General features: G+C 65.4%; 17 protein-coding genes. 7 read left to right on the top strand and 10 right to left on the bottom strand.

All coding sequences use genetic code 11. The features are described from left to right. Nucleotides 1-77: 77 nt before the first annotated feature. Nucleotides 78-1,868 carry a DUF3556 domain-containing protein gene (locus tag ACHQ4I_RS29365; RefSeq protein WP_420775111.1) on the top strand — a complete coding sequence of 597 codons (1,791 nt, stop codon included), beginning with the start codon at nt 78-80 and terminating at the stop codon, nt 1,866-1,868. Nucleotides 1,869-1,993: 125 nt separating this feature from the next. Continuing rightward, nucleotides 1,994-2,554 carry a hypothetical protein gene (locus tag ACHQ4I_RS29360; RefSeq protein ID WP_420775110.1) on the top strand — a complete coding sequence of 187 codons (561 nt, stop codon included), beginning with the start codon at nt 1,994-1,996 and terminating at the stop codon, nt 2,552-2,554. Between the two features lie 85 nt (nt 2,555-2,639). On the opposite strand, the gene msrA is transcribed toward ACHQ4I_RS29360, so the two are convergent. From msrA to ACHQ4I_RS29345, 3 genes are all read right to left on the bottom strand, one after another. Beyond that, entirely contained in the window at nt 2,640-3,155 is a 516-nt protein-coding gene (gene msrA, locus ACHQ4I_RS29355) for a peptide-methionine (S)-S-oxide reductase MsrA (protein ID WP_420775109.1), read from the bottom strand. Further along, complete coding sequence (gene msrB / locus ACHQ4I_RS29350; protein ID WP_420775108.1) at nt 3,152-3,607, bottom strand: peptide-methionine (R)-S-oxide reductase MsrB; 456 nt, start codon at nt 3,605-3,607, stop codon at nt 3,152-3,154. The genes msrA and msrB overlap by 4 nt, the downstream gene beginning before the upstream one ends. Nucleotides 3,608-3,791: 184 nt before the next feature. Further along, nucleotides 3,792-4,304 carry a GNAT family N-acetyltransferase gene (locus tag ACHQ4I_RS29345; RefSeq protein ID WP_420775107.1) on the bottom strand — a complete coding sequence of 171 codons (513 nt, stop codon included), beginning with the start codon at nt 4,302-4,304 and terminating at the stop codon, nt 3,792-3,794. Nucleotides 4,305-4,373: 69 nt separating this feature from the next. On the opposite strand from ACHQ4I_RS29345, the gene ACHQ4I_RS29340 reads away from it, so the two are divergent. Both ACHQ4I_RS29340 and ACHQ4I_RS29335 read left to right on the top strand, forming a co-directional pair. Then, nucleotides 4,374-5,330 carry a LysR family transcriptional regulator gene (locus tag ACHQ4I_RS29340; protein WP_420775106.1) on the top strand — a complete coding sequence of 319 codons (957 nt, stop codon included), beginning with the start codon at nt 4,374-4,376 and terminating at the stop codon, nt 5,328-5,330. A gap of 257 nt (nt 5,331-5,587) precedes the next feature. After that, nucleotides 5,588-7,624 (top strand): M3 family metallopeptidase, encoded by a 2,037-nt coding sequence (locus ACHQ4I_RS29335; protein ID WP_420775105.1) that lies wholly within the window; start codon nt 5,588-5,590, stop codon nt 7,622-7,624. Nucleotides 7,625-7,674: 50 nt separating this feature from the next. Here ACHQ4I_RS29335 and ACHQ4I_RS29330 read toward each other — a convergent pair whose 3' ends face one another. Beyond that, nucleotides 7,675-9,000 carry an AIM24 family protein gene (locus ACHQ4I_RS29330; RefSeq protein WP_420775198.1) on the bottom strand — a complete coding sequence of 442 codons (1,326 nt, stop codon included), beginning with the start codon at nt 8,998-9,000 and terminating at the stop codon, nt 7,675-7,677. Nucleotides 9,001-9,159: 159 nt separating this feature from the next. Beyond that, nucleotides 9,160-9,477 (bottom strand): hypothetical protein, encoded by a 318-nt coding sequence (locus ACHQ4I_RS29325; protein WP_420775104.1) that lies wholly within the window; start codon nt 9,475-9,477, stop codon nt 9,160-9,162. Nucleotides 9,478-9,646: 169 nt separating this feature from the next. On the opposite strand from ACHQ4I_RS29325, the gene ACHQ4I_RS29320 reads away from it, so the two are divergent. Continuing rightward, a complete protein-coding gene (locus ACHQ4I_RS29320; RefSeq protein ID WP_420775103.1) occupies nt 9,647-11,140 on the top strand; it encodes an alpha/beta fold hydrolase in 1,494 nt (497 codons plus the stop codon). A gap of 3 nt (nt 11,141-11,143) precedes the next feature. Here ACHQ4I_RS29320 and ACHQ4I_RS29315 read toward each other — a convergent pair whose 3' ends face one another. Then, nucleotides 11,144-12,658, bottom strand: a complete 1,515-nt coding sequence (locus tag ACHQ4I_RS29315) for a putative glycoside hydrolase (protein ID WP_420775102.1) — start codon at nt 12,656-12,658, stop codon at nt 11,144-11,146. Between the two features lie 250 nt (nt 12,659-12,908). On the opposite strand from ACHQ4I_RS29315, the gene ACHQ4I_RS29310 reads away from it, so the two are divergent. Together ACHQ4I_RS29310 and ACHQ4I_RS29305 are read left to right on the top strand one after the other, a co-directional pair. After that, nucleotides 12,909-13,868 carry a polysaccharide deacetylase family protein gene (locus ACHQ4I_RS29310; RefSeq protein ID WP_420775197.1) on the top strand — a complete coding sequence of 320 codons (960 nt, stop codon included), beginning with the start codon at nt 12,909-12,911 and terminating at the stop codon, nt 13,866-13,868. 214 nt (nt 13,869-14,082) lie between these two features. Beyond that, nucleotides 14,083-16,632 carry an MFS transporter gene (locus ACHQ4I_RS29305; RefSeq protein WP_420775101.1) on the top strand — a complete coding sequence of 850 codons (2,550 nt, stop codon included), beginning with the start codon at nt 14,083-14,085 and terminating at the stop codon, nt 16,630-16,632. Nucleotides 16,633-16,650: 18 nt separating this feature from the next. Here the strand turns inward: ACHQ4I_RS29305 and ACHQ4I_RS29300 are convergent, their stop codons facing one another. From ACHQ4I_RS29300 to ACHQ4I_RS29285, 4 genes are all read right to left on the bottom strand, one after another. Then, entirely contained in the window at nt 16,651-17,061 is a 411-nt protein-coding gene (locus ACHQ4I_RS29300) for a hypothetical protein (protein ID WP_420775100.1), read from the bottom strand. Then, entirely contained in the window at nt 17,043-17,804 is a 762-nt protein-coding gene (locus ACHQ4I_RS29295) for a HEAT repeat domain-containing protein (RefSeq protein WP_420775099.1), read from the bottom strand. The genes ACHQ4I_RS29300 and ACHQ4I_RS29295 overlap by 19 nt, the downstream gene beginning before the upstream one ends. Nucleotides 17,805-17,896: 92 nt before the next feature. Beyond that, complete coding sequence (locus tag ACHQ4I_RS29290; RefSeq protein ID WP_420775098.1) at nt 17,897-18,100, bottom strand: hypothetical protein; 204 nt, start codon at nt 18,098-18,100, stop codon at nt 17,897-17,899. Then, nucleotides 18,085-18,816, bottom strand: coding sequence for an LLM class flavin-dependent oxidoreductase (locus ACHQ4I_RS29285; protein WP_420775097.1), 732 nt, complete (start codon nt 18,814-18,816; stop codon nt 18,085-18,087). Before ACHQ4I_RS29285 ends, ACHQ4I_RS29290 begins: the two co-directional genes overlap by 16 nt. Nucleotides 18,817-18,883: the final 67 nt, after the last annotated feature.

Raw genomic sequence — 18,883 nt, 5'->3', positions numbered from 1 at the left:
TTACCTGCCAACGTATCGGAGGACATCGAGGTCCTCGCCCTTGGCGCCGGCGATGTCGTCGAATCGGAGAGTGCTTGATGGGGTTTCTCGAGCCGGACCTGCCCGTGGTCGATATGGCGGAGTGGAGCAAGGGGACTCGCAGCGAGCGGATCCGTCCGATGGCCCGGCATTGGGCCGAGGTCGGTTTCGGGACGCCGGTCGCGCTGCACCTGTTCTATGTCGGCAAGGTGTGTCTCTATATTCTCGGTGGCTGGCTGATCGTGTTGTCCACCAAGGGGATCGATGGATTCGCCAATGTCGGTGACTGGTGGTCCGAGCCGATCGTCTTCGAAAAGGTGGTGCTCTATACGCTGCTGTTCGAGGTGGTCGGGCTCGGGTGCGGGTTCGGTCCGTTGAACAATAGATTCTTTCCGCCGCTGGGGTCGATTCTGTATTGGTTGCGGCCCAGGACCATTCGGCTCCCGCCGTGGCCCGCCGTCGTTCCGCTGACCAAGGGGTCCAACCGTTCGCCGGTGGATGTCGCGCTGTACGCGGCGTTGTTGGTGATGACATCGGTTGCGCTGCTATCCGACGGCGTTCATCCGGCAGCAGAGTCGAATATGTCGGTCGCCGTGCTATCGGACGGCGCTGGTCCGGTGCCGGAATTGGATAAGGCGGTCGGGCTGCTGCCGTGGTGGCAGATCGCGGTGATTCTGGGTCTGCTGGCGTTGATCGGGTTGCGCGATAAGGTGATATTCCTGGCGGCGCGCGGCGAGGTCTATGCCACGCTGACGGTCACCTTCCTCTTCGCCGCGGATATGATGATCGTCGCGGCCAAGCTGGTCTTCGTGGTGATCTGGATGGGTGCGGCGATATCCAAGCTGAACAAGCACTTTCCGTTCGTGGTGTCCACGATGATGTCGAACAGTCCGGTGATGCGGCGAAAGTCGCTCAAACGCAAGTTCTTCGAGAACTTCCCCGACGACCTGCGGCCGGGACGCCTGTCGCGCATCGTCGCCCACGCCGGGACAGCGGTCGAAATGTGTATTCCGTTGGTGCTGTTCTTCTCCCACGGTGGCTGGGTGACCGCGCTCGCCGCGTTCGTGATGGTGTGCTTCCACCTGGCGATCTTGACCGCCATTCCGATGGGTGTACCGCTGGAGTGGAACGTCTTCATGATCTTCGGCGTGCTGGCGCTATTCGTCGCGCACGCCGATCTCGGTCTCGCCAGTCTGCAGAACCCGACGCCGGTGGTTCTGCTGTTCCTCGTGCTCGCTGGCATCGTGATCGCCGGAAACCTTTTCCCGCACCGGATTTCGTTCCTGCCCGGCATGCGCTACTACGCGGGCAACTGGGACACCACGATGTGGTGCGTCAAGCCCTCGGCCGCCGAGAAGATCAACCAGGGCATCGTTGCCATCGCCAGCATGCCGCAGGCCCAGCTGGAGCGCTTCTACGGTAAGGACCGGGCACAGATCCCGATGTTCATGGGATACGCCTTCCGTGCCATGAACACCCACGGCCGCGCCCTGTTCACCCTGGTCCACCGCGCCATGCCAGCCGGCCGCGAGGACGAGTACACCATCACCGACGGTGAACGCATCTGTAGCACGGCGGTCGGCTGGAACTTCGGCGACGGCCACATGCACAACGAACAACTCATCGCCGCCATGCAGCAGCGCTGCCACTTCGACCCCGGCGAAGTCCGCGTCGTCCTCCTCGACGCCCAACCCATCCACAAACAAACCCAGTCATACCGCCTGGTCGACGCCGCCACCGGCGAATTCGAGCGCGGCACAGTGAATGTCGCAGACATGGTCACCCGACAACCCTGGGCCGACGACGTCCCCGTCCACGTCACCTATAGCGATCAGATCGACCGCACCTGACATGGCGGGTTCGATCGCACCCACTGCCCGTATGGCGAGCCGGTTGTTGTTTCGGTCGTCTCCGTGCACGTCTACGGCGGCGGCTATGTTCGCAGTGACCGAACTACGAGCGAAGGTGAGGTGCGATGCACTGGGATCAGATGAGCGCCACGCCCGATGACCTGCGTGAACGGGTGACGCGGGGGCGGCGCAGTGCCGGACAGCTCGGGGTGCTCGCCTCGATTATCGAGGCGGCGGATGGTCCGTGGCTGGGTGCGCTGGATGTCGATGGGCGGGGTGCGGCGGAGCTGCGGATGCACCTCGCCGGGCGTTATCGGCTCACCGCGGTGGTGACAAGTGCCGGGAAGTTCGACCTTGTGCGGATGAACTCGGGGCGGGGGGTCGAACGGGTGCTCTCGTCGAAGCCGTCGGTCCGGCGCGGATGGGAAGCCGACGTGCCCATGCCGAAGCAGCCCGAGTGGCTCGATTACGTCGTGGAATGGGTGGGGTACGCCAGTTCGGACGTGGACCGTCGTGCTGTCGTCGAATGGCGTCTGGAGGGCGCCGACCGGAAGCTGGCGGCGATGCACGACACGGTCGAGAATCTGCGCGCCAGCCTGCGGGAACGCGAACAACTGCGCGACGAACTCGCCGCCGAGGTTTCGGACTTGCGCGCCGAACTCGAAACCCTCGTCAGGGGTGATTGAACGTCCTGGCGCGGTAGCTTGCGGTTTCCGCGCGCGGTGATCAGGTGAATGCCCCTGGCGGGCTGCGCCAGGGGCGATACGGAATCTACTGAGCGGCGCTCGCGCGCTTCGGCAGCTTCCAACCCGGCCGCGGGAAGTGGCAGGTGTAGCCGTCCGGGTAGCGCTCCAGGTAATCCTGGTGCTCGGGCTCGGCGTCCCAGAACGCACTCGCCGCGGTCACCTCGGTGACCACCTTGCCGGGCCACAGTCCCGAGGCGTCGACATCGGCGATGGTGTCCAGCGCGACGCGCTTCTGCTCATCGTCGAGGTAGAAGATCGCCGAACGGTAGCTGGTACCGATGTCGTTGCCCTGGCGGTCCTTCGTCGTCGGATCGTGGATCTGGAAGAAGAACTCCAGCAGCGCCCGATAGTCGGTCAGCGCCGGGTCGTAATCGATCTCGATGGCCTCGGCATGTCCCGGGTGATTGCGATAGGTGGGGTGGTCGTTGCGCCCGCCGGTGTACCCGACGCGCGTCGAGAGCACTCCCGGCTGCCTACGAATCAGATCCTGCATGCCCCAGAAGCATCCGCCCGCGAGAATCGCCTTCCGCGTGTCGGTCACACGTCCTCCTTGGTGAAGAGAGTTCGGTACTGCCCATAACCTTCCGCCTCGAGGTCGTCGAGGTGGATGAACCGCAGCGCCGCCGAATTGATGCAGTAGCGCAGCCCGCCCGCCGCGCGCGGCCCGTCGGTGAACACATGTCCGAGATGGCTGTCACCGTGCGCCGAACGCACCTCGGTGCGGATCATCAGATGACTGAAGTCCCGCTTCTCGACCACGTTCTCACCATCAATCGGCTTGGTGAAGCTCGGCCACCCGCTGCCACTGTCGAACTTGTCGACCGAGGCGAACAACGGCTCACCTGACACCACATCCACGTAAATACCCGGCTCGTGATTGTCCCAGTATTCACCGGTGAATGCCCGCTCGGTCCCGTTCGCCTGCGTGACCTGGTACTGCTCAGGCGACAGCGCGGCGATCGCCGCAGGATTCCGGTTGTACTCCCGTGCCACATGACCTCCTCATATCGGCCCCACGTACAACCAGCGTCGATCCCTCGAAAGTCCCCACCCGCCCCCGCGTCACACTTCGGTCATAAATTCGGCATCCACCGACGCAGCTCGACAAATACAGAGGAATCGCGAGTTGGTGCATTCCAGCCCACTGGTGACCGCAGCCGATGTGGCTGACCAAGTTTCAGTCCAGCTCGTACCGCATGAACACATCCGCGCGCTCGTACGGCATCGGCCCGATCTGATCGCTCGGGACGTGCACGAAACCGATCGATTCGTACAGATGCACAGCGTCGGCCAACTTGGTGCTGCTACCGAGGAACAGCGCCGTGGCGCTCTGCCGGCGGGCGTAGTCGATGGCCTCCTGCAGGATGATGCGGCCGAGGCCGCGGCCGCGCCGGTCCCGCGCCACGGCCATCTTCGACAGCTCGAACACACCGTCGCCCTCCGGCACCAGCGCCACACATCCGACGATGTCATCGCCGTCGCGGGCGATGAGTACCTGTCCGCCCTTGGCGACGATCTCGCGCTCCGGGTTGTCCAGTTTGACGGAGTCGGCGGGTTCGAGGGAGAACAGCTCGACGATCCATTCCTCATTGAGTTCCTTGAACGCCCGTGCATCGGCCGGGCTGGACATCGGCTCGACGACGATGGTGTCGATCTTTTCGGTGGCAACGGATTCGGTCTGCGGTGTCACGTCGTCAGCATGCCCGGTCGCGAATCATCACGTCCAATACTTGATAGGTCCGATTGATATGTTGAACTTATGACTGATGGGGTCGAACTACGGCACCTGCGCTACTTCCTGGCGGTCGCCGAGGAGCTGCATTTCGGCCGGGCGGCCGCGCGGCTGCACATCGCTCAACCCGCGCTGACCCAGCAGATCCAGCGGCTGGAGACTCTGCTGGGAACCCGCGTGTTCGATCGCACCTCGCGCAGCGTCGCCCTGACTCCGGCGGGAGAGGTACTGCGCGAGCGGGCCGCGGCCATCCTCGGTCACGCGACCCGCGACCTCGACGAGGTCGCGCGCATCGGCCAGGGCAGCCAGGGGCGGCTCTACCTGGGCTTCGTCCCATCGGTGCTGCCGCTGAAACCGCTGCGGAGTGTCCGACAGTTCCGGGACCGCTACCCGCTGGTCCAGATCGACCTCATCGAGGGCTACACCACCCACATGATGGCGCAGCTCGGCTACGGCGCGCTGGACATGGCGATCGTGCGCGACCCCGACGAGCAGCCCGACACCGTCGTATTCCCGCTGGTCACCGAGCCGTTCATGGCGGTGCTGCCGGTCGATCACCCGCTGGCGGACCATGCCGCCCTCACCGGCCCCGACCTCGCCGACGACCCGCTGGTGTTCTTCCCCCGGGCCGCGGGCTCCCATGCCCATGACAAGAATCTGCGGCCCCTGGTGGAAGCTGGCTGCCGGCCCCGCATCGTGCAGGAGGGCAACAACTGGACCACCATCCTCTACCTGGTGGGTGAGGGGCTGGGCGTTACTATCGCACCGCGCAGCGCGACGTTCACCGCGCCGCAGACGGTGCGCATCGTGCCACTCGCCGAAACCACCGCCACGACAACGGTTTACGTGGCTCACCGGGTCGATGACGATCGGGCTCTCGTTCGCAACTTCCTAGCGTTACTGCCGAAGGATGACGCTCGGGCGTGCGGCCGGGAGGATCGAACGGCATGTGTGGCAGCAGATCTCGCTACGGTGGCCGAGTAATACGGTCGTCCGAACCTGGACGAGGAGCTGCACCTTTCCACAACGACAGGTTCCGCTTCGACAAGTTGGTGATGCTGCGCTACGTGGCCGGGGGGCATCGCCGGAGGATTGCGATCTGGCGCTGGGGATCGTCCGGCAGAACTGGTCATTGCGGAATAGCTGATCATGCTGTCGCGGGCTCGGGTTGCCAGGGCTTGGCGGAATGCAGGAGCGGCTGATTCCTGCCGCCGGGCTTGGTTGCGGCATAGGGTTCACCTATGACGAGCAATCCGTTCTTCGAGCGCAGTGCGCTGCCATATGAGCTTCCGCCGTTCGCTGAGATCGGTGAGGAGCATTATCTGCCTGCGTTCGAGCGGGGGATGGCGGAGCAATTGGCTGAGGTCGCGGCCGTCACCTCGGTTGATGCGGAGCCCAGTTTCGCGAATACGATTGTGGCGCTGGAGCGTTCGGGGGCATTGCTGACTCGGGTCGCCAATGTGTTCTTCAATATCACGAGCTCGGATTCCACCGCGGGGACCGATGCGATCGAGGCCGAGGTTTCGCCGCGGTTGGCTGCGCATCGGGACGCGATATATCTCGATCCCGCGCTCTTCGGGCGCGTCGAACACCTCTACCAGCGCAAGGACGAGCTGGGACTGGATGCCGAGCAAACAAGGCTGTTGGAGCGGTACCACATTCGGTTCGTGCGGGCGGGGGCTCGGCTGGATGCGGCCGGTCAGGCTCGACTGCGTGCGCTGAATGCCGAACTTGCCACGGCGGCAACGGAATTCGGGCAGAACATGCTGGCGGCCACCAATGGCGCGACGGTGGTCGTTGAGCACGCGGAGGAATTGGCGGGGCTGGGGCAGGCGGCGGTCGCGGTGGCCGCGGAGAACGCTCGGTCGATGGGACGCGAAGGGGCGTGGGCGCTGCGTCTGCAGAACGTTTCCAATCAACCCGTCTTGGCCGAGTTGGCCGATCGGGAGGTGCGGCGGCGGGTGATGGCGGCTTCGCTGGGGCGCGGGCTGGGGGACAACGGACCCCTCGCCGTGCGGATCGCCGCGCTGCGGGCGGAGCGGGCGGCGTTGCTCGGGTATTCCGATCACGCGGCGTATGTGGTGGCGGATCAAACCGCGAAAACCACTGCGGCGGTGGAGGAGATGCTAGGGCGGCTGGTCGCGCCAGCGGTGGCCAATGCGGAGCGGGAGGCGGCCGAGCTGGCCGAAACCATGAAGGCGAGCGGACAGGACGGTGAACTCCGCTCCTGGGATTGGCAGTTCTGGTCGGAAAAGATTCGGGCCGAACGTTTTTCGGTGGACGCCGAGGCTCTGCGACCCTATTTCGAGCTCGAGCGGGTGCTGCGCGACGGGGTGTTCTTCGCCGCCGAACAGGTATATGGGATCACCTTTCGCGAGCGCGCGGATCTGGTCGGGTATCACCCGGAGGTCCGGATCTTCGAGGTATTCGACGCGGACGGCACTGCGCTGGGCCTGTTCCTCGGCGACTTCTTCGCCCGGCCGTCGAAGCGCGGCGGGGCGTGGATGAACGAATTCGTCGGTCAGTCAAGGCTTCTGGGAACGCGACCGGTGGTGGTCAATAACCTCAATATCGTGAAGCCACCCGCGGGCGAGCCCGCGCTGCTCACCTGGGACAACGTCCGGACGCTCTTCCACGAATTCGGGCACGCGCTGCACGGTCTCTTCTCGAACGTGCAGTACCCGTTCTTCGCCGGGACCGAAGTACCACGAGATTTCGTCGAATTCCCGTCACAGGTCAACGAAATGTGGATGTCCCGGCCGGAAGTGTTGGCCAACTATGCCAGGCATTTCGAAACCGGCGAACCGATGCCCGCCGAACTCGTCGAGCGCATGGACGCCGCCGAGCGATTCGGCAAGGGCTTCAAAACCGTCGAATACCTCGGTGCGACGCTGCTGGACTGGGCATGGCACCGCATCCCGGCACCCGAGGCACTGGCCGGAACCGACGCCGAGACATTCGAGGAAGAGGCACTGCGCAAGGCGGGCCTGGCCATCGATGCGATCCCACCGCGATACCGCACCGGATACTTCGCGCACATCTTCTCCGGCGGCTACGCGGCAGGCTACTACTCTTATATCTGGAGCGAGGTCCTCGACGCCGACACCGTCGAATGGTTCAACGAACCCAACGCGTCGATCCGCGAAAAAGGCGACCTGTTCCGCCGCGAATTACTCTCCCGCGGCGGCTCGGTGGACCCACTCGAAGCCTTCGAATCCTTCCGCGGCCGCGCCCCCGAAATCGACCCCCTACTCATTCGCCGCGGCTTGCTCAACTGATCCGGGACGCTGGAACCGGCTGCGGTGCGGTCGGTTCCAGCGCCGGTCGGTTATCCGAACAATCCGCCGAGTACGCCGCCGCTCTGGCCGGCCTCCTGGCCGCCGCCGGTGCCGCCGATGAAACCGCCCGGCGGCAGCTCGGAGGGTTGGACGATGACGAAGCCGCGGCCGGAGAAGGACAGGGTCAGGCCCTCGCCGGTGCTGCGGCCGATGAGGCGGCCGAGGCCGAAGGAGTCGTTGCGTTTGATGCCGGTGGACAGGCTTGAGGACCAGGCGACGGCGGCTTGCGGGTCGGCGTAGGTGGGCTGGTCGACGTTGAGGACAACCGGCGTGCCGTGCGTGGTGATCGCGATGCGGCCGCGACCGGTGAACACGCAGTTGAAGAAGCCCGCGTTGCTGGCGAAACCGGCTGCGCCGTGGACCCTTTGGATGTTGTAGGACAGCGATGTATCAAAGGCGAGGACATTCGCGCCATTGATGGTGAGCCCGTCGGTGCCGTCGAGGTCGACGGTGTGCACGTCGGCGGCGGCGTCGGCGAGGAACAGATCGCCGTGGCCGGAGACCTGCATCAGCGGCACGCCCTCGCCGGTGAGACGCTGCTGGATGGCGCGGCCGATGCCGCCCGAGCCGAGCGCTTTGAAGTGCAGGTCGCCCTGGTAGGCGACCATCGACCCGGCGCGCGCCATGGTCTCCCCGTTGACGGCGACCTTGATCATCTTGCCGCCCTGTTTCTGGATGCCGATGCCGTTGACTTCGGCGTGGCTCGCGTTGAACAGTTCGCTCTGCATCGGCAGTGCTCCTTGCTGAGGTGAAGACATCGGTGGGGGCGGCGGCACCGCGCCGGGCGGGGGATAGGCAGGCGGCGCGGGATACCCGGCCGCGGGTGGAGCCGGATGCTGAGTGGGCACAGGCTGGGCTGCTTCGGGCTCATCGTCGATATTCACGCCGAACGCCGTCGCGATCCCGGCCAGCCCGTTGTCATACCCCTGCCCGACCGCGCGCACCTTCCACCCACCGCCGCGCCGGTAGATCTCCACGCACACCACGGCCGTCTCGGTGCTGAGGCCGGTCATCGGGAAGGTCAGTGTCCCCGTATCGGATCCGATCGTCGCGGTCAGCGAACTCGCGCCGGCAAAGGTCGGCGGCCCGCTGCCGTCGAGGCTGGCCGCGACCACCACCTTGTCGACATCGGCTGGCAGCGCGGAGGTCTGCACATCCACCATGTCGCCCGCGCCGCGCCCGTGCCGGTAGGTGACGCCGGGGCCGACCGGCTGATTGAAGAATACGAAGTCGGCATCGGAGCGGACCCGCCCGTCGGTCCCGAGCAGCAGCGCCGACACATCGACCGGTGCGGCACAGGTGACGGTCACGGTCATGCGGTCGCCGGGCGCGGGCCGATTTTCCCCGCGAGCGAGTGCGGTCACGGCGCACCGCCCCGGTCGATATGTCCGAGTGGCATGCGATTCACGGGATCAAGTGTGTCCCGAGTCCGGTCCGCGCGCCACTATCGCGCGTGCGTCCCGGGATGTCGTGGTTCACCGCCGCAGCGTGGCGAGTCCATCCCGCGACAGATCCGGCCACGGTGGCCTGCGCAGCACCGCGAGGGTGGCGATGACCGCCGCCAGCAGTCCGATCAACTCACCCAGCAGCGTTATCCGGGTCGCATCGACCGCGGGTGCCCACGTGACCTGTCCGTCGTGGACGACGAACACGCCGACCGGCCGAGCGCTCCGCAGCAGGCCACCGGTCCGAGCTACGGTGATGACGGTGGATCCGTCGTGGGTTTCGTGTGGTTGGCCGTAGATAACCGAATCGTCCACCGCCTGCAGTCGACTCAGTTGATTGCCGAGCATCAATTCCACCCCTCTGTTCTGGAACCGGCAGCCGCACCGTCCATTGGAGTATCGGCGTGACGGCGCGGGGTGACAAGCGTGCTGCACAGCGTATGTCCAGCTGTGGGGCTAGGGGGTGAGTTCAGGTGTGATACCAAGTTGCGGGATCGAGGGTGAGAGGCGAGTGGGTTTGTCGGCGAGGCTTGTGCGGTGGTTGTTGCTGGTAGCGGTCGGGGCCGCGCTGATCACGGTGCCGGGGGCGCGGGTAGACCCGACCCTGCGGTTCGCGCACCAGCGGCTGCATTGGAAGTCTTGCGGTATCGAGGATTTGGACAAGGCGGGGGCCGAATGCGCCGAGGTGCTCGTGCCGCTCGACTATCTGCGGCCCGACGATCGCACGTTGAAGGTGGCGATCTCGCGGGTCAAGGCCACCGATCCGGGCCAGCGCCAAGGGATTCTGCTGGCCAACCCGGGCGGCCCCGGCGCATCGGGTTTGGACAGTATCGATCTGCTCGGCGATGTGCTCACCCCGCAGGTGCGTGCCCGTTTCGATTTGATCGGCATGGATCCGCGCGGCGTCGGCGAGTCCGGACGAACTCCGCGTTGCGGCTGGCCGGTCGGCGAAATGATCCACTCGGCGGGCCTGGATCCCGCGGGCTTCGCGCGCGAAACCACGTTGGCGGCCGATATGGCCGCCAGCTGTGTGACCGATGATCCGGTGAAGGTGCGCCAGCTCACCACCCGCAATACCGCCCGCGATATGGATGTCATCCGAGCCGCCCTGGGCGAACCGAAGATCAGCTACTTCGGCGTCTCTTACGGCACCTATCTCGGCGCGGTATTCACCCAGATGTTTCCCGAGCGCAGCGACCGGATCGTGTTGGACAGCGCGATCGATCCGGACCGGTATTGGGAAGGCCTCGTACAGGATTGGGGAGCCTCGGATGAGCGAGCGTTCGACGAATGGTCGAATTGGGTTGCCGGACAGGATAATACGTACCACTTCGGCGCTACACCGGACGAGGTGCGGGCAACTGTAGTGGAGCTGATCGCCACGGCGGCTCGTCAACCGATCGTGATCGACGACTTCCCGATCGACGACCACTGGCTCCCATTTCTCTTGCACAACATGGTGACCGATTTCCGGCGCAACCAAGCGCTGGCCGAGACGATACGGGAGATCGCCGACGCGGTGGGCGGTCCACCCGTGGCGGCCCGGGTGCCCAGGCTGCAAATCATGCTGCAGGCATTGCGATCCGAGGAGAACTCCGTGCTGGCCCAGATCGCCTGCGGCGATGACGCAGCGCCGACCGACCCGGCGTGGTACGCGAGAAATATCGAAGCCAGCCGTGCCAGCCAACCGATATTCGGGGCGCTCGCCAACAATATCCAGCCGTGCGCATTCTGGCCCAGACCCGTCGAACCCGCCACCACCGTCCGGAATTCGGTCCCCGTGCTCATCCTGCAGGCGACCGGGGATGCCAGAACCCCGTACGCCCACGGCGTTCGACTACATCAGCACCTGTCCGGATCTCGCCTGGTCACACTGCAAGATGTCCGCATCCACATGACATTCCGGCCCGAGCTGAGCGCCTGCGTCAACAACGCGATCAACACCTATTACAGCGAGGGAATCCTGCCCGCCGCCGATGTCACCTGCTACGCCGACCAAACGGCCCAGTAGGCATCAACCGGGCACCACCGCCCACGAGTGATACCGCGATGCCGCATTCCACAGGAAGAAGCTGTTGGTCCCCGCGGCCGCCGCCGCATCGATCTGCGCCTTGACCTCGCCGTCACCGTAATTCACCCCGAGGCTGAAATCCTGCAACCACGGAATGACCTTGGCCCCGGTGCCTTCGGTCTGCTCAAAAAAGTCGGCCAGTGACCGGAACACGATGGCATAGGGCTCCGAGTTGGGATTCGCGACACCGTATTCTCCGGGATTCCAGTGCGAGGGATAGAGCATCGGCGCCACATAGTCGACGTACCGTGCGATCAACGGAATATCCTGGGCGATCTCATCCGGTCGGGTCGCGGCGATGCCGAATACCGCGGCACCGAGGTCGGCGCCCTTGTCACGCACCGGATCCCGGCTCTCGTGCAGGAATTCGGCGATGGATACGCTCGGTGTCTGGGTCAACCCAGGAAACTGCATCTGCGACAGCGGGCCGTCCGGTCGTCGGACGTAGTCGTACATGATGCCGTCGAATCCCAGCTCCGCCGCCTCGGTCGCGAGATCGATATTGTACTTGCGGATCTCGGGATTGGCGAAGTTGGTGAACGCGATCGCGCCGTACTTACTGGCATACGGCTGGCCGGACGGATTCTGGATGACCCAGTCCGGATGTCCTTCGCGCCAGGCCCATCCGGCCATCGTCGGGTCGCGGAACGCGACGATGCGCCCGACCACGCGCAGATTCATATCGTGCAGTTGCCGCAGTGCGGCGCGCACATCGTAGATTCCGGCGGCGGCACCGGCTTGCCGTGCCAGCGGCACCTGCGAGTCGTAACCGATCACCCCGTCCTCGTCCTTGATATCGAGCTGAACGGTATCGATGCGCCCCTCGCGCGCCATATCCAGCACCGGTTCGCGCAGGCCCTCGTACGCCCACCCATAAGCGGTCATGTGTACGGCCTTGACCCTCGGCACCTCGACCGATGTCGTAATCGCCTGCGTCGCCATATTTCCCGCAGCGTCCACCGCGACCACCGCACCGCCGACGGGTGTGCGCGGCAGTGTGATCTCGAACGAACCGTCCGCGGCCGGCGTCACCGACTGCGCGCCGACCGAGACGTGCACCGCACCGGATTCCTTGCCGCGTACCGTGATCGGCTGACGATACGATCCGGCGGTACCCGGTTGGGTCACTTCGAGTTTCGGCGCTTGGGTATCCACGGTGAAGGTCGCGGTAGCCCCGGGACCGGTGCTCAGCAGGCCGAGTATGCCCCCGCGCGAAATTTCGGCGGTGAACTTGTGATCGCCATCGGTGAGGTGTCCGGGTCGGTACACCACCGAGTCACCCTCGACCGTGCCGTGCACCGCCCTGCCGTCGAGTTCGAGGCGCATGTCATCAGGGTTGTGGCCGTGCGCGTCCACCCGCAATGTCAGTCCGGCCAGCGCGGACGCACCGACCACCCCATCCGGCAGTCCGGACAGCGCCAAACCCGCAGGCTCGGCCCGGTTGGCGCCGATGATCACGGATCCGATGAGAATTGATAAAACCGCGATAACCGCTATTGCCGCGATCCGCCATCGTCCGGTAATTCGGACCAATTTTTCCAACGCGCACACCAACTCTCATCTACCGCTATCGCCTAACTATCTACCTCGGATAGCGCCCGTGTGCGCACATATTCCAATTCGCAACCGAGATTCCCTGCCGCCGCGTACCGTTCGAACCGTGGTGCGGCGCACGGCTATCGGAGCTCGGATTATCCTGTCTGCCTTGATGTTCGCGACCGTCACCGCCTGCGGTGGTGCGGCGGATCCGGTTCCCGCGGCCGTCGAAATCGCCACTTCTCCCGCGGCTGCTCCAGCGCCCGACCCGGCCGCGGTGGGTGCCAACGAACTCGGACTCGTGCCCGTCCTGATGTACCACCAGGTGACACCGGCGCCGGCGGGCGAATACGACCAGACACCGGAGAAGTTCCGCGCCGAACTCGAACGGCTGCATCGCGAGAACTATCGACCGGTGACCGTCGCCGACTACATCGCCGGTCGCATCAATATCCCCGCGGGGACGCACCCTGTGGTGCTCACCTTCGACGACTCCACCGTCACGCAACTGCGCTTCGCCGAGGACGGAAAGGTGGCCCCCGACACCGCGATCGGCATTCTCGAGGAGTTCGGCGCGCGCAATCCCGACTTCGCACCCACAGCTACGTTCTACGTCAACAACGACCCGTTCGCCGGTGACCTGCGCGCACTGCCCTGGCTGGCCGCACACGGATACGAAATCGGCGCCCACACCGCGAGCCACGCCAACCTCGCCAGCCTGGACGGCACCGGCGTCCAACGTGAACTGGCGGCGAATGTGCGCGCGATCGAATCCGCCGTGCCCGGCTATCGGGTGCGCACGATGGCGTTGCCGCTGGGCATCTTCCCGCGCGACCGCGGACTTGCCGAGGCGGGCAGCTGGGACGGCACGCCCTATACCTTCGAGGCCGTGCTGCTGGTCGGCGCCGAGCCAGCGCCGTCCCCGTTCGGCCAGGTAGATCCCGCCGGTATCCCGCGCATCCGATCCGGTAGGAATGAGGTCGACTTCGCCTCGGCCTACTGGCTCGACCGCCTCGACCAGCATCCGGACCAGCGCTACACCTCCGATGGCGATCCGAACAAGATCTCGGTCCCCAAACAGCTTGCCGACGAACTGAATCCGCGCTGGCGCGACCAGTTCAACCCCTACTGAGCCCGGCAACCCATCTCGCCGATCCGAGGGAGGGACGCCCACCAGGCGGTTTCGTTCCGGATGGGCGTATGTATATTAGCCACCGCAACTAGTTGCAGGGATCAGTGAGCGGGGCCAGATTCCTTGTGGCGCAGTGTGCCAACTTTGCTCGACCGGCTCGACTCAGGTTTCGAGATCTTCCACCACGGATGCCGATCAGAACTAGGGCTCAATTATGACGAATGCGACCACCCAGGCCCCGGCAAAGACGCCGGACCTGGATGCCGGTGAGGGTACGTCACTGTCGCACCGGCAGATCCTGACCATCCTGTCCGGTCTGCTGCTCGGCATGTTCCTCGCCGCGCTGGATCAGAACATCGTGAGCGTCGCCATTGTGCGCATCGCCAACAGCCTGGACGGATTCAACGAACAGGCCTGGGCGACCACGGCTTATCTGATCACCGCGACGATCACCACGCCGCTCTACGGCAAGCTGGCCGATATCTACGGCCGAAAGCCGTTCTACCTCACCGCGATCGGGCTGTTCGTCATCGGCTCGGTCGCCTGCACATTCGCCACCTCGATGTACGAGCTCGCCGGATTCCGCGCCTTCCAGGGGCTCGGCGCGGGCGGGCTGATGTCGTTGGCCTTCACCATTATCGGCGATATCGTGCCCGTCCGGGAACGCGTGCGCTACCAGGGCTACTTCATGATGGTCTTCGGTACCGCCACCGTGCTCGGACCCGTGCTCGGCGGCTTCTTCTCCAACTACGACCAACTCTGGGGCCTGGAGGGCTGGCGCTGGGTGTTCCTGGTCAACGCGCCGATCGGCGTGCTCGCCCTGGGCGTGGTCGCCAAGGTGCTCAATGTGCCGCATCAGCGCCAGCATCACCGCATCGACTGGTTCGGCGCGGTCGCGCTGACGATCTGTGTGGTGCCGCTGCTGATCGTCGCCGAACAGGGCCGGGATTGGGGATGGGGTGCGCAGCGCGCGCTGATCTGCTACGGGATCGGTGCGGGCGGGCTGCTGCTGTTCCTGCTCGTCGAATTCCTGATGAAGGATGCGGCGCTGATTCCGTTGCGGCTGTTCAGGAATTCGACCTTCAGCGTGACCATCGCGGGCGGGTTCATAGTGGGCGTCGCGATGTTCGGCGCGATCGTCATGGTGCCGCAGTATTTCCAAGTGGTGCGCGGCTATTCGCCCACCAAGTCGGGTCTGCTGATGCTGCCGCTGGTGATGGGCATCATGTTCGGCTCGCAGATCGCCGGGGTGATCACCAAATTGACCGGGCGGTACAAGGTCCTGCCGGTGATCGGGACATTCGTAATCGCGGTCGGGGCGGCGCTGTACGGGCAGGTGCACTACGACAGCCCGCTGTGGCAGCCGCTGGTCTACGGCGGCGTCATCGGTTTCGGCCTCGGTGGCTGCATGCAGACGCTTATCACCGCGGCGCAGAACGCTGGACCGCGTTCGGATATGGGTGTTTCGACCGCGTCGGCGACCTTCTTCCGGCAGATGGGCGGCACGCTGGGCGTCGCGGTCTTCCTGACGATCCTGTTCAATCTGCTGCCGCACCGGATCGTCGACGCGTTCGGCGGAGCACTGCCCGCCGGCTTCGATGCCGCGCAGTTGAGCACCATGCAGAGCAATACCAGCGGCATCGCGGCGCTGCCGGATGAGCTGAAGGTGCCCATTCTGATCGGGTTCACCGACGCCATGCACGGTGTCTTCCTCGTCGCCGCGGGAGTGGCGCTATTGGCCTGCCTGGTGCTGATGTTCATGAAAGAGATTCCGCTGCAGGATAATCCGGTGCCCGCACCGCAGCAGATGACCCTGGATGCGGAATCCAGCTGGGACGAGGCGCAGGTCTGGGAGGGAGCCGCCGAGGTGTTGTCCGAGCCCGAACCGGTGTTGGCGGGTGCGGTCAGGCATGTTTCGGTGGATCACGACGGCAACGGTGTGTACGTGGCCGCCGTTGTGCCGCAACCATATTCGAGCACGGAATACGAAGACCGATCGATCGGAGGGCGGATCGGGCGCGAGGACGGCAGAGCGGTGCCCGGGGCGGTGCTGACATTGATCGACCAACGCGGTCGCCAGGTTTCCCGGGCGACCGGCGATGCCGACGGCGGCTACCTCATCGGCGCGCCCGCGCCGGGCAACTATGTATTGATCGCCTCGGCGACCGGACATCGACCGGAGGCGGTGAGTGTGGCCGTCGGACAACGATCACAACTGCTCGACCTGACCCTCACCGGTTCCGGCGAATTGTTCGGTGTGGTCCGCTCGGCCGGTCGTGGCACCCCGCTATCGGGGGCGACCGTCACGCTGACCGATACGCACGGCGAGGTCGTCGGGGCGGCCATCACCGCGGACGACGGTGCATACGTCTGCCACGGCGTCGTCTCGGGCGCCTACACCTTGGTAGCCGTCGCCGAACATATGCGACCCAACGCGACCACACTCGTCGTGCCCGACAGCGGTCTACTGCGCCACGATATCGATATGGCATCGATGGCCGTACTCGCCGGATTCGCCCGGGCCGATGGCGACCGAGCCGTCCCGGATATCCAGATCACCGTCCTCGACGCGTCCGGAGACCTGACCGCCACCGCACGCACCGACGCCGACGGCCGCTACCTGGTAACCGACCTGGCCGAAGGCCAGTACACCGTCATCGCCCGCGGCTACCCACCGACCAGCACCCGAGTCACGGTCGCCGGCGGCGAAGTCACCCACGACGTGCGCCTGGCCTACGACCTCGAAGACACCGATTCGCACTGACGGAACGGCCTGGCTCGCCTAGTCTTTCGCCGCCTCGAGCGGCACGACGCTTCGCATCAGGTCCAGGTTGTCCACGGTGGCCAGGTGCGTCAGCGGCGGCGCGGACAGGCCGAGTTCGCGCAGGCCGTCGAGCAGGGCGCAGTGGGCGGCCCATGTTACGCAAGGCGGTTCGTCCAGAAGTGGAGTCAGGGCGCGAAGCTCCTTGGCGGCGTTCAGATTTGTGAGACCGTGGATGGCTTCGTACCGGATCGCCTCGCGGGGGTCGCAGCGGACCGATTCGACCAATCGATCGGTCGCCTCCGTTGTGGGCGCGTGAACGAGATAGGTGCGCAGTGCCTCCTGTGCCGAAGTGCTCGTCACGGTCGCGAGATACTGCCAGGCGCGCTCGGCGATGGCCGGATTCGCCGGGATCAGCGACAAGTTGTACATGGCCGCCTTGCGGACCGACGAAGTAGCGCAACCGGTCCGGCATCGCCACACTCGGCCGCGTCCTCGAAGGTGCCCTGTAGGTCGGCGTAACTGTCTGCGGCGGTGGCACTTATCTGTTCGTCGGCATTGCCGCGGAGTTCGGCCAGCGCTCGCAGAACGCGGCGAGTCGGGTAGTACCGCAGCGTATTGATGGCCGCCACGGCAACCTCGGGTGAGTGATCGTGGGCCGCATCGAGCAAACGGGTCTCCGCGGCAACCGGCTCATCCCACAGCAGTGCGTTCGCCGCGACCGTTCGAACATCGGCCGTGGGGTGGCCCAGTGCGCGGATGAGCACCGGCGGGAATTCGGCTTCGCCGAAACCGATACCCAGCGTGTCCAACGCCGTCGCCTGCAAGGGATGCGCATCGTCCATGGCTACCGGGACCACGATGTCGGCGTCCTCGCGTTCCATCAGTCCCAGCGCATGCCGCATCAGCACCGGATCAGCACTGGCCCACCAGGCGCGTCGCCTCGCACTGGTGGTGGTGTCGTCGAAACCGGCGACCACATCGGATGCCATGGCGCGGACCGTGTCCGGCAAACGATGGTCGGCGACCAGGGCGGTCAACGGCGCAATCGACCGATAGTCCTCCAGCCGCTTCAGCTCGCGCAACGCCGCCGCCCGCTCCGCACTCGGCGTGCCCTCGGCGGCGATCAGCTCGAGCAGCGCAAACGTCCGCGACCGGTCCCCCTGGAAGTTCATTCCGTCAGCATGGCACGGTTCGGTTGATCCGCATGTTGCGTGCGCACCGACACGGCTCCCAGCCCTGTCATTGCCGGCGGTGCGCTCCGGGTTCAGTCGACGTGCGGCAGGACCTCGGCGGCGAGGCGCTCCATTTGGGCGGCCTCGTCGAAGAGCGGATTCACCAGGATCATTTCGGCTCCGGCCGCCGCTACCTCGCGCAGGCCCTGTACGCAGTCCTTCGGGGTGCCGTGTACCGCGACGGGCAGCAGCGTCTTGCCGAATTCGCCGTAGAAATCGATCAGGGCCGCGGCCATGCGCTGTTCGGCGCGCTCCGGATCGTCGTCCACGGCAATGTAGACGCGCTTGGCGATGCGGAAATCATCTGGGTCGCCGGAGTTTCGGTGAGAGTTTCGCCGACGATGCGAACCTGTTCGGCGAACTTCGCGGTGGTGGTCGATCCGGCGCCGAAGAAACCATTGCCGTGGCGGACCGCGCGCCGCAGCGCGGCCGGCGTGCTGCCGCCGAACCACAGTGGCGGATGAGGTTTCTGGAACGGTTTGGGCTCCATGGTGGCACCGGTCAGCTGCCAGAACCGGCCGTCGATATCGATGCGCGGCTGGGTCCAGAGCGCCTTCATGACCTGCAGGCTCTCGTTGAACCGGGTCACCAGGTTGTCGGCGGGGTCGACGTCGAATGCCGAGAACATCCGGTTGCGGCCGCCGATGCCGACACCGATCTCGAGCCGACCGCGGGTGAGCTGGTCGAGGGTGCTGATGCGTTTGGCGAGGTGGACCGGATTGTGCAGCGGCGTCACGAATACCGCGCAACCGAAGCGCAGGCGTTCATTGCAGGCGGCCGCGAAGGTCAACAGTTCGATCGGACTCAGATTGGGCGCAGAGCCGAGCAGCTGCTCGGTCGTCCAGGCGCTCTCGAAGCCGAGGGCTTCGGCGCGCTCGAGGTACGCCCGCAGGTGGGCCGGTTGGAACGACCCATCGGGGATGAGCTGCGGAACCGAAATGGCGTATCGCACCATCCGAGCCTAGCTCGGGCCGCGAGACGGCACTGCGAGTGATCTTGATGCAGACCTGAACATGCTG

This window comes from Nocardia nepalensis, assembly GCF_048910785.1.
Classification (GTDB): Bacteria; Actinomycetota; Actinomycetes; order Mycobacteriales; family Mycobacteriaceae; genus Nocardia; species Nocardia nepalensis.
The sequence above is the reverse complement of the archived record's forward strand: the minus strand, read 5'-3'. Positions and strand labels throughout refer to the sequence as shown.